Source organism: Paenibacillus sp. ALE2 (genome assembly GCF_054113385.1).
Genome location: NZ_CM134213.1, coordinates 1,575,001 through 1,586,537, shown reverse-complemented (window position 1 = coordinate 1,586,537; position 11,537 = coordinate 1,575,001). Strand labels below are relative to the sequence as shown.

The window sequence follows — 11,537 nt, the reverse complement described above, 5'->3', positions numbered from 1 at the left end:
AGATACTGACTATCGGCGCGTAGACTTGAGCAGCGAGGCTTTGCGCAAAACGTGCAGCACGCTTTTCTCCAGCTCTTGATACGACTTAGTAACCGCACCCTTACGAACGATAAAAATCAGGTCAATCTGCTCCACCAATTCCTGCTCATGATGGCGCACGATTTCCTTAACGATCCTGCGCATCCGGTTGCGTACAACTGCATTGCCGATCTTCTTGCTAGCCGAAATTCCGACGCGGAACTGCTCTACCTCTCTGCGGCGGAACCAGTACACCACAAACTGATGGTTGGCAAAAGATTTGCCATGGCGGTATACGCGCCCAAAGTCCGCCCGGTTTCGTAGACGCAATTTTTTTTGCACGGCGCTTCTCCTTGCTCATTTCTTTTACACATATCGGTAAGTAATCCTTACCTCTTATATAGTAAGAAGTATGGACAATATTCCAACATGGTAATCTCGCTTATTTTATATCCGTTTTCAAAAACTTCATCTAATATAGGGCAGGATGTAGGACTTGTCCCTCTTTTTACACTACATTTCTACATATAGAAGAAGCATCCGATCCATAAACACTTCAATTATGAAAAAAAAGACCACCGTAGTGGTCTTTATGCACGCATTACGCACTCAATACTTTTCTACCTTTTTGGCGACGAGCTGCCAAAACTTTACGGCCATTCTTCGTGCTCATTCTTTTACGGAAGCCGTGAACTTTTTTACGTTTGCTGACATTCGGTCTGAAAGTCGGTCTCATTGTGCTGCACCTCCTTACAAGGAATACGTTTTATATGGAATATACCTAACATAGCAATCTCCACAAAAAACACCTTTGTACATTTAACCACAAATAGCGGTCAAAGTCAATGTACTTCTGAATTCTCTCCCTCTTTTTCACATTCACAAGCCCTCTCCCTCTTTTCGCATCACCCACTCTACTCTTTTCTATCCCTTTATTCCCGATTTTTTCGTTTCTTCTCCATGATCAACATTCATCAGCATTTTACTGTAGCTTACGTTCCTATCTAAAAACTGCCCTTTTTTTCATCTATTCATTTACGGCTTAAATCCAGGCCGTTCCAAATCCCCACTATCAGTTTCGTCAAAAATATTGTCGGAAACGTTACCGGAAATTTTCAACACAAAAACAACCCGGTGTAACCAAAAGGCAACGGATGTTATACACAGATCCACAAAAAGAATGGAATTGTGATTTAAATGGTCATAACCTGTGCATAACATTTTAGAGCAAAAAAGAGTTATTGTCGAAAACTGAACAAATTATAAACAATATCTTGTGTTGTGAATAAAAATTGTACACAACAGATTGAATTTGTGGATAAATAACCACGAGTCATTGAAATACAAGGCTTCTTTTGCTATGATGATATTACTTTTGAATGTGAATATGTTGTTTTACCCTCCATATTATCAACACCCTGTGGATAAAGTTGTGAACAAGTTCAATTTATCCATCTTTTTATTTTTGTGCGGATTCGGGATTCTGGGGATATATTCTACATTTTTCATTTGATTTCGACATATTGCAGTCCCGTTTTGGCCTGCGGGATCAAGAGAACGGATCGTGCCGCACATTCCTTCCTGAGAAATATCGCCTTTCTTCTGCTGATCAGCAGTGGAATTTTCCATTACTATTTTTCAGGGCATTTTGTGCTGCGTTCTCTCACTACACTGCCGCATGATTTAGGCGGCGGTATGTCTTTTTATGGCCTTCAACAATATTTTTGTGATTTTAGGCGTTTTGCCGAAGCGCCGGGAGCAGCTCTCTGCAGCTTAATTCGGCAAAATGTCAGGATTTAAAAGGAGTGACGTCTGTGGACAGCCATACCTCTGAACTATGGCAGCAAATTCTATCCATCATACAAACCAAGCTGAGTAAGCCGAGTTACGACACTTGGTTTAAGGCTACCAAGGCAGCGAAACTAAATGACCACTCCATTGTGATTTCTGCACCGACAACTTTTGCCGTGGAATGGCTTGAAAGCCGCTATACCAAGTTAGTCGGAGCAACGGTTTATGAGATTTTGGGCAAACATTTAGAGGTCAAGTTCGTTATTGAAGAGAACAAGCCCGCCGAGGTTGACCTTCAGCAACAACCTCAGCAGCAGCCGGTCGTTCAAGAAGAAGCTGTATCCCATATGCTGAATCCCAAATATACATTCGATACATTTGTCATTGGATCGGGGAACCGTTTTGCCCACGCGGCATCGCTGGCCGTCGCCGAGGCGCCGGCCAAAGCTTACAATCCGCTATTTCTATACGGTGGTGTAGGTCTGGGGAAAACGCATCTGATGCATGCTATCGGTCACTATATTTTGGAGCATAATCCGACCAGCAAGGTCGTTTATTTATCGTCGGAGAAGTTTACGAACGAGTTCATTAATGCCATCAGGGACAACCGCGGAGAGAGTTTCCGGAATAAATATCGCAACATTGATATTTTGCTCATTGATGATATTCAATTCATTGCGGGCAAGGAATCGACGCAAGAGGAATTTTTCCATACGTTCAACGCGCTTCATGAGGAACGCAAGCAGATTATAATCTCAAGCGATCGACCGCCTAAAGAAATTCCAACGCTGGAAGAACGGCTGCGCTCTCGCTTCGAGTGGGGACTTATTACGGATATTCAACCGCCGGATTTGGAGACGAGAATTGCTATTCTTCGGAAAAAGGCGCGGGCAGAAAACCTGGATATTCCTAATGAGGCCATGATGTATATCGCGAATCAAATTGATACAAACATCCGCGAGCTGGAGGGGGCGCTCATTCGCGTTGTCGCTTATTCTTCCTTAACCAATCAGGATGTATCAAGCCATCTCGCGGCTGAGGCGTTAAAGGATATTATCCCATCCAGCCGTCCAAAAATGATCACGATTCAGGATATACAGCATCAAGTCGGGGAATTTTATAATCTACGGCTAGAGGATTTTAAAGCGCGTAAGCGGACGAAGGCTGTAGCTTTTCCACGGCAGATTGCCATGTATCTTTCCCGTGAGCTAACCGACTATTCCTTGCCGAAAATCGGCGAAGCTTTTGGTGGACGTGATCACACGACTGTCATTCATGCGCACGAAAAAATCTCCAAATCCATTCAAGTGGATCAGGATCTATTTAAAGTTATCAACAACCTAATAGAAAAAATCAAAAATCCAACCTGAACAAGTTCAGAGCCTATACACAATTTATACACATGTGGATAGGCTTGATTTTATTAGGGTTACAGATAGTTATCCACATATTCAGTGCGCCTATTACTATTACTAATATATTTTAAAGATATACATCACCTATATAAGGCCCGCATCAACGCGTGCTTGCAGGATTAAAACCCGTAGGAGGAACTTATGAAGATTAGCATTCTGAAAAACGTTTTGAACGAGGCTATACAACATGTATCCAAAGCGATATCCAGTCGGACCACCATTCCAATTCTGAGTGGTATTAAGCTGGATGTGAATCACCAGGGAGTCACACTGACCGCCAGCGATACAGACATCTCTATTCAATCCTTTATTCCGATGGAGGATGGTGACCAAACTGTCGTTCAGATCGAACAACCTGGCAGTGTAGTGCTGCCCGCTAAATTCTTTGTCGAAATTATTAAAAAGTTGCCGTCTCAGGAGATCCGCATGGAGGTAAAAGACCAATTCCAAACCTTTATCTCATCCGGTGCTACTGAAATTCAAATTGTTGGTTTGGACCCTGAGGAATTCCCGGTGCTGCCCAACATTGAAGAAAATCAAGTCATCTCTGTGCCAGGTGATTTGCTTAAAAATATGATTAAACAGACGGTATTCTCCATCTCTACCCATGAAACGACACCTATTTTGACGGGTGTATTGTGGAATCTGGCTGAGGGTGAATTGAAATTTGTCGCCACGGACCGCCACCGCCTTGCCACCCGCAGCGCTCATTTGGAGACCTCTGAAGGCTTGCGTTTTAGCAATGTTGTCATTGCAGGTAAAACGCTCAATGAGCTGAGCAGAATTATTCCGGATCAAAATATGCTTGTGGATATCGTCGTAGCGGACAATCAGGTATTATTTAAGGTGGATCGCGTGTTATTTTATTCCCGCATCTTGGATGGCACCTATCCTGATACTTCTAGAATTATTCCGACTTCCTACAAAACAGAACTGGTTGTGGACACAAAAAGTTTGAGCGAGTCTATTGACCGTGCTTATTTGTTGTCCCGTGAGGAAAAAACGAATATTGTAAAAATGCAATCGTTGGAAAACGGTGATCTAGAGATTTCCTCCAGCTCATCTGAGCTTGGTAAAGTGCGTGAGGAAGTAAATGTGTCTAAATTTGAGGGAGAGCCACTCAAAATCTCGTTCAACTCCAAATATATGCTCGACGTGCTGAAGGTGATTGACAGCGAGCAGTTGACGATTGCTTTTACTGGCATTATGAGCCCCATTATTTTAAAACCGGCAGATTCCAGCAATGCGCTGTACATCATCCTGCCATATCGCACAACCAACTAGCGTCACCCACCCGAACAAGCGAAAGGATGAACAGGCCTTGAAACCAATATCTATACAGACCGAATACATCAAGCTCGATCAATTTTTGAAATTAGCCGATTGTGTATCCACAGGAGGCATGGCTAAAGCCCTGCTGCAGGAGGGACAAGTCCGCGTTAATGGTGAGCCAGAAGAACGTCGGGGGAGAAAATTGTACCCAGGCGATACCGTAGAAGTAGAGGACATTGGACGTTTCGAGGTTACGGCAGGAGCATGATCGCCTGAACGGCAAGGACTCCTTTTAGGTGCGGAATAACAAGGGGGACCCTATGTGTTTGTGAACAACATTGTTTTGCAGCAGTACCGGAACTATCAACAGTTGGAGCTGAATGAATTCGGGCCCGTTAATTTGCTGATCGGACAAAATGCGCAAGGCAAAACGAATCTGGTTGAGGCGATTTTTGTATTGGCCTTGACTAAAAGTCACCGAACGTCCCGCGATAAGGAATTAATTTCTTTCGGGGCTACTTCCACCCATCTAGCTGCCGATGTGGATAAAAAATACGGGAAAATCAGATTGGATCTCTCGTTATCCACACAAGGCAAAAAAGCAAAGATCAACGGGCTAGAGCAGCGAAAGCTGAGCGATTTTATCGGTTCGTTAAACGTGGTCATGTTTGCGCCCGAGGATCTGGAAATTGTCAAAGGAACACCGGGGGTTCGCCGCCGGTTTCTTGACATGGAAATCGGACAGGTTGCGCCAGGATATTTGTATCATTTGCAGCAATATCAGAAAGTGCTGGTTCAGCGAAATAATCTGCTCAAGCAAGCTTGGGGTAAAGATATGGCGTCCGTGCAGCTGATGCTGGAGGTATGGAATGAGCAACTTGTTGAGCATGGTGTTAAAATTGTAAAAAAGCGGAAACAATTTATAACAAAGCTACAAAAGTGGGCCCAAGCCATTCATGAAGGGATTGCAGGGGGGACAGAAGAGTTAAAATTAACCTATGTTCCCTCCTTCGGTGAGCCAGAGGAAGAAGATGAAGCTGTCTTATTGGAGCGATTTATGATAAAGTTATCCCAAATGAGGGAACAGGAAATCCGCCGTGGCATGACTTTGGCGGGACCCCATCGTGATGATTTGGCCTTTGCCATTAACGGCAGAGAAGTGCATACGTATGGCTCTCAGGGGCAGCAGCGGACGACGGCCCTGTCTTTGAAGCTGGCCGAAATAGAATTAATTCATGAGGAAATTGGGGAGTATCCTATCCTGCTACTGGATGATGTATTGTCTGAGCTGGACCCCTATCGTCAGACTCAACTGATCGAGACTTTCCAAAGCAAGGTACAGACCTTTATCACGGCAACCGGGATTGAGACGTTGAACGCAGAACGACTTAAGGGTGCCCATATTTATCACGTCCACGACGGGCATGTGGAACACTAAGGAGTGAGTGACTGCTATGTATATTCATCTGGGTGGAGAAAAGATCATCCGCTCGTCCGAGCTTGTGGCTATTTTCGATATCTCGATTGAAAAATCCTCTAAAATCTCCAAACAATACGTGAACCACGCCCAACAGCAAAAGCATGTCGAGATGATTGGCGAAGAGGAAGCCAAGTCCATCGTAGTGACTCAGAATACGGTGTATTATTCCCCCATCTCCTCAACAACACTCAAAAAGCGGGCAAACCAGTTTGTTGCCAATGCTTAACCATAGAAATCTATAGAAGTAGGTGAAAGGCATGTCTATGAATCAACCGTCTTATGATGCGGGCGAGATTCAGGTCCTCGAAGGCCTGGAAGCGGTTCGGAAACGTCCCGGGATGTATATTGGCTCCACGAGCGCCAAGGGGCTCCATCATCTGGTCTGGGAAGTTGTGGACAACAGTATTGACGAAGCGCTGGCGGGTTATTGTAACAGCATTCAAGTTGTCGTTCACAAAGATAATAGCATTACCGTTACAGATAACGGCCGCGGTATTCCGGTAAGTGAACACGCCAAAATGAAAAAATCAGCGCTGGAAGTCGTAATGACCGTACTTCACGCAGGTGGTAAATTCGGAGGCGGAGGGTACAAGGTGTCTGGTGGTCTGCACGGGGTTGGTGTATCCGTGGTGAACGCGCTCTCCAGCAAAATGATTGTTCATGTTAAACGGGATGGACATGTATATGAGCAGGAATACCATCGTGGTGCCCCACAGTATGATGTCAGAGTCATCGGTGACACCGAAGAGACAGGTACCCAAACGACCTTCTATCCGGACGAACAAATCTTTACCGAAACGACCGTATATGACTATGATACGCTGCAGACGCGGATTCGTGAGCTGGCTTTCCTGAACAAAGGCATTGCAATTAGCTTGACCGATGAACGGACAGGCGTCAGCGATACATTCCACTATGAGGGTGGAATCAGTGAATATGTGCAGTTTCTGAATCAAAAAAGAGAAGCCCTGCATGAACAGCCGATTTATGTCGAAGGCTCTCGTGACATGATTCAAGTCGAAGTTGCATTGCAATATAACGACAGCTATACCGAGAATATTTATTCTTTCGCCAACAATATCAATACTCATGAGGGCGGAACTCATGAATCAGGTTTCAAGAGTGCATTAACCCGGATTATTAACGATTATGCACGCAAAAATGGCTTGATTAAGGACAACAATGCCAATTTGACCGGTGACGATGTACGCGAAGGTTTGACAGCGATTATCTCCGTCAAAATTCCTGAACCACAGTTTGAGGGTCAGACGAAAACAAAGCTTGGCAACAGTGAAGTTCGAGGAATTGTCGAGTCCCTGTTCGCAGAGAAACTTCAGGAATTTCTGGAGGAGAACCCGTCCGTCTCCCGCCGTGTAGTTGATAAATCGTTACAAGCAGCTCGTGCCCGGGAAGCAGCACGCAAAGCGCGTGAACTTACACGTCGCAAAAGTGCGCTGGAAATCAGTTCGCTCCCAGGTAAGCTGGCGGATTGCTCCTCTAAGGATGCTTCGATCAGTGAACTGTACATCGTCGAAGGTGACTCAGCAGGGGGATCGGCCAAGCAGGGGCGTGATCGTCACTTTCAAGCGATTTTGCCAATTCGCGGTAAGATCCTGAATGTGGAAAAGGCACGCTTGGACCGTATTTTGTCCAGTGATGAAATACGGTCAATGGTAACAGCAATGGGTACAGGGATTGGAGATGATTTTGACATCAGCAAAGCCCGTTACCACAAGGTTATTATCATGACAGATGCCGATGTCGATGGTGCTCATATTCGCACATTGTTGCTGACATTCTTCTATCGCTACATGCGCAAAATCATTGATGCAGGCTATATATACATTGCTCAGCCACCACTATTCAAAGTTGAGCGTAACAAAGTTGTGCGTTATGCGAACTCTGAAGCGGAACGTGACGAGATCATCAAGGAATTTGGAGAAAATGCGAAGTACAATGTACAGCGCTATAAAGGTTTGGGTGAGATGAATGCGACCCAACTTTGGGAAACCACGATGGACCCAGAGAGCCGTACAATGCTGCAGGTAACTGTCAGTGACGCGATGCTGGCTGATACACTGTTCAATACCTTAATGGGTGACAATGTAGAGCCTCGCCGTGACTTTATCCAAGAACATGCGAAGTACGTGAAAAACCTAGATTTCTAATGTGTGTTATTCCATCCTGATGGCTATGTTATCTGTTCATTAGGGTTGTATAAGCAAGAGTGTACAAGGGGCGCCCAAATGGGCGTCCCTTTTCTTGTCATTAACCAGCCCGGATGGATTTGAATATTTAATTTCAATGTTTTAGGCCTTTTTCTTAGAGCGTACAGGTTTACCTGTGGATGCCGTATACCGGCCGTAGCCTACTGCATATCTGAATATTTTATGATAGAGGCCTTTATTTGGGAGGGAAGCGAACACTTTGATGGCTGGTCTTGTATTGACCTCCAAAATCCATGGATAGTTTTGCTGGTCCAATCCCACATCTAACCCGATTTCCCTTAAACGAGGGTATCTTTTTTGTAGCTGCCAGGCTACTCGCTCGCCCATTTTCGATAATTTTTGCTCCAGTCGTACGGCTTCCTTTACATCCATATATGGAGCCACCAATTCATTGAAAAAACGCGTTGTCCCACCGCTGTGATGATTGGTGACGACTTTGTCAGGAGCAGCTACACGTCCTACAATAAGCGTTGTTTCCCAGTGATGTTTCAAGTTCATCTGGGTCAATACCCTCAGATCGAAGGGACGGGCTTCATGCTGAAGAAGAGGAATTCCGCGCTGTATCAGATATGGACGTTTCTTTATACGAGAAGAAACCACCCTATGCAGCTCATCCAGGCTTTCAAAGGTGAGGATATCTACTTCATAGCGAAGTACATACCAAGTTCTCTCCTCGATGATTCCTTCTTCTGTCGGCGGAAGCTGCTCTGTCTGCCTTTCTGCACGCATAACCCCTTTGCCGTAGGTACCATTATCCGGCTTAATATAGACAGTTCCATACACCGCCAACATTTCATTCAGATGCTCAAACGTGTACAAACGTGTTTCCGGTATATAAGCGGCCAATGTCGGATGGGGAAGAATGGCATTTGTTTTGGCCCACTTACTGGATACTCGCTGAATAGACAAGTATTCTCATCCCTTTCTTTTCGAAATATGAGTCATGTACCTGGAATTCACACCCTTTAACAAAACAAGGGAAACTAAAGGACAAGCGCGTAAAACAATGATATAATAGAGAAATACGGCGTTTTTCGGAATTTTGCTAAGTAGAACCCTGACCGTATACGTATTGTATGTGGAAAAGGCCCTTAGGGTGGGGGCTAATCCCCAGTTCAGGGGAATTTGTTATAATCAGGGCTTGTAAGTTGTACAAGAAAATAGCAATCTGCTACAGGCAGAAGGGGAATGACGAGGGTTTTACGCTGTAAAGAGGACAAATGCGTTTAATTGTGCTCTTTTTGTGAAAGTAATATAATTATACAGATGAGGATTTCAGCCAAAATCCTGCGCAAGGAGCGGAGTATATAGGCAGTGTCTTGTTAGGCTTTTCACATAGAGAGCGCTGTATTGAAGGATGAGAAGGAGGACCAGCATGGCGGATCAAAATAACTCGCAAATCATCAATAGGGATATCGGAGTGGAAATGCGCGAATCCTTTATGGATTATGCCATGAGTATTATTGTTAGCCGTGCCTTGCCTGATGTGCGGGACGGACTGAAGCCGGTACACCGTCGTATTCTGTATGCGATGTCCGAGCTAGGCATGTCGCCAGATAAGCCTTATAAAAAATCGGCAAGAATCGTCGGTGAAGTTATCGGTAAGTATCACCCTCATGGTGATACGGCTGTATATGATACGATGGTGCGGATGGCGCAGGATTTTTCCTTGCGTTATATGTTGGTGGATGGACACGGTAACTTTGGCTCCGTGGATGGAGATATGGCAGCAGCAATGCGTTACACTGAAGCACGGCTGTCCAAGATTGCCATGGAAATGCTCCGTGATTTGAACAAAGAGACCGTTGATTTTATGCCTAACTACGATGGTGAAGAGAACGAGCCTGTCGTATTGCCTGCACGTTATCCTAACTTGCTGGTTAACGGTGTCGGCGGGATTGCAGTTGGTATGGCAACCAACATTCCTCCGCATAACTTGGGAGAGGTTATTGATGGTGTACAAGCACTGATCGAAAACCCTGACATTACGCCGATGGAACTTATGGACTACATTCAAGGCCCCGATTTCCCAACAGCAGGTTATATCTTAGGTCGCTCAGGCATTCGTCAAGCGTACCAGACTGGCCGCGGATCTGTGACCATGCGTGCAAAGACCACCATAGAGGAGATTGGCAATAAAGCACGGATTATCGTGCATGAGCTGCCTTACCAAGTGAATAAGGCTCGTCTGGTCGAGAAAATTGCTGAACTAGTACGTGACAAGCGTATTGAGGGCATTACGGATCTTCGCGATGAATCCGACCGTACGGGTATGCGTATTGTGATCGAGTTGCGTAGAGATGTGAACCCGAACGTCGTTCTGAATAATTTGTTTAAACATACGGCCATGCAGTCCAATTTCGGTATCAATATGCTTGCGATTGTAAACAATGAGCCGAAGATTTTGAACCTGAAAGATGTCTTGTATTATTATCTCAAGCATCAGGTTGAGGTTATTCGTCGTCGGACAGAATTTGATCTGAAAAAAGCCGAAGCTAGAGCACACATTCTGGAAGGCTTGCGTATTGCTCTTGACCATCTGGACGAAGTTATTTCCTTGATTCGTTCTTCCCAAACTGCAGAAGCAGCCCGTGAAGGACTGATTGAGCGTTTCTCACTGACTCTTGAGCAGGCTCAGGCTATTCTCGATATGCGTCTTCAACGCTTAACCGGTTTGGAACGTGAGAAGATCGAGAACGAATATAACGAGCTAATTCAAAAGATAATGGAATACCGCGAAATTTTGGCGAATGAGCATCTGGTACTCAACATCATTAGCGAAGAGCTGAATGAGTTGAAAGGACGCTTCGCCGATGAACGTCGCACTGAAATTACAGTGGGTGAAGAAAGTATTCTGGATGAGGATCTCATTCCGCGTGAAGACGTTATTATTACTGTAACCCATACTGGATATATCAAACGCCTCCCTGTTACTACGTATCGTAGTCAAAAACGCGGTGGTCGTGGTGTAGTAGGTATGGATACCAAAGATGAGGACTTCGTAGAGCATCTGTTCATTACGAATTCACATCATCATTTGTTATTCTTTACGGACAAGGGCAAGGTATACCGGATTAAGGCCTATGAGATTCCGGATTTAAGCCGGACAGCTCGGGGGACACCGATTATTAACCTGATTCAGATTGAGCAGGGTGAGTCGATCAATGCAGTAATTCCAATTGAGGAATTTGTGGAGGATAGTTATCTATTCTTTGCGACCCAGCATGGGATTATTAAGAAAACACCTCTTGATGACTATGCGAATATCCGCAAAGGCGGCCTGATTGCCATTAACTTGCGTGAAGATGACGCCCTGATCGAAGTGAAGCTGAC

General features: G+C 45.0%; 10 protein-coding genes (1 of these 10 running past the window's edge). 7 read left to right on the top strand and 3 right to left on the bottom strand.

Annotated features, from left to right (window positions below; translation table 11 throughout):
* Positions 1-9: 9 nt before the first annotated feature.
* Together rnpA and rpmH are read right to left on the bottom strand one after the other, a co-directional pair.
* A complete protein-coding gene (rnpA, locus tag ACXHJ1_RS06755; protein WP_013373922.1) occupies positions 10-360 on the bottom strand; it encodes a ribonuclease P protein component in 351 nt (116 codons plus the stop codon).
* A gap of 259 nt (positions 361-619) precedes the next feature.
* On the bottom strand, positions 620-754 hold the full coding sequence (rpmH, locus tag ACXHJ1_RS06750; protein WP_007433250.1) for a 50S ribosomal protein L34: 135 nt from the start codon (positions 752-754) through the stop codon (positions 620-622).
* A 1,078-nt stretch (positions 755-1,832) separates the two neighbouring features.
* Between rpmH and dnaA the strand changes: the two genes are divergently transcribed.
* From dnaA to gyrB, 6 genes are all read left to right on the top strand, one after another.
* The gene (dnaA, locus tag ACXHJ1_RS06745) at positions 1,833-3,179 is read left to right on the top strand and encodes a chromosomal replication initiator protein DnaA (RefSeq protein WP_013368644.1); all 1,347 of its coding nucleotides are present in this window, start codon (positions 1,833-1,835) and stop codon (positions 3,177-3,179) included.
* Between the two features lie 186 nt (positions 3,180-3,365).
* Positions 3,366-4,508, top strand: coding sequence for a DNA polymerase III subunit beta (dnaN, locus tag ACXHJ1_RS06740; protein WP_016822441.1), 1,143 nt, complete (start codon positions 3,366-3,368; stop codon positions 4,506-4,508).
* Between the two features lie 37 nt (positions 4,509-4,545).
* Complete coding sequence (yaaA, locus tag ACXHJ1_RS06735; RefSeq protein WP_016822440.1) at positions 4,546-4,764, top strand: S4 domain-containing protein YaaA; 219 nt, start codon at positions 4,546-4,548, stop codon at positions 4,762-4,764.
* Between the two features lie 54 nt (positions 4,765-4,818).
* Positions 4,819-5,934: a DNA replication/repair protein RecF gene (recF, locus tag ACXHJ1_RS06730; RefSeq protein WP_016822439.1), complete on the top strand. Its 1,116-nt coding sequence runs from the start codon at positions 4,819-4,821 to the stop codon at positions 5,932-5,934.
* A gap of 16 nt (positions 5,935-5,950) precedes the next feature.
* Positions 5,951-6,202: an extracellular matrix regulator RemB gene (gene remB / locus ACXHJ1_RS06725; RefSeq protein ID WP_007433255.1), complete on the top strand. Its 252-nt coding sequence runs from the start codon at positions 5,951-5,953 to the stop codon at positions 6,200-6,202.
* Positions 6,203-6,233: 31 nt separating this feature from the next.
* Positions 6,234-8,144, top strand: coding sequence for a DNA topoisomerase (ATP-hydrolyzing) subunit B (gene gyrB, locus ACXHJ1_RS06720; RefSeq protein WP_457905819.1), 1,911 nt, complete (start codon positions 6,234-6,236; stop codon positions 8,142-8,144).
* Positions 8,145-8,285: 141 nt separating this feature from the next.
* On the opposite strand, the gene ACXHJ1_RS06715 is transcribed toward gyrB, so the two are convergent.
* On the bottom strand, positions 8,286-9,113 hold the full coding sequence (locus ACXHJ1_RS06715) for a YheC/YheD family protein (protein WP_457905818.1): 828 nt from the start codon (positions 9,111-9,113) through the stop codon (positions 8,286-8,288).
* A 466-nt stretch (positions 9,114-9,579) separates the two neighbouring features.
* On the opposite strand from ACXHJ1_RS06715, the gene gyrA reads away from it, so the two are divergent.
* Positions 9,580-11,537, top strand: partial view of a DNA gyrase subunit A gene (gene gyrA / locus ACXHJ1_RS06710; protein ID WP_457905817.1) — the 5' portion only. 607 nt of this gene lie beyond the right edge of the window; only the first 1,958 of its 2,565 coding nucleotides appear in the window; the start codon lies at positions 9,580-9,582; its stop codon lies off the right edge, out of view.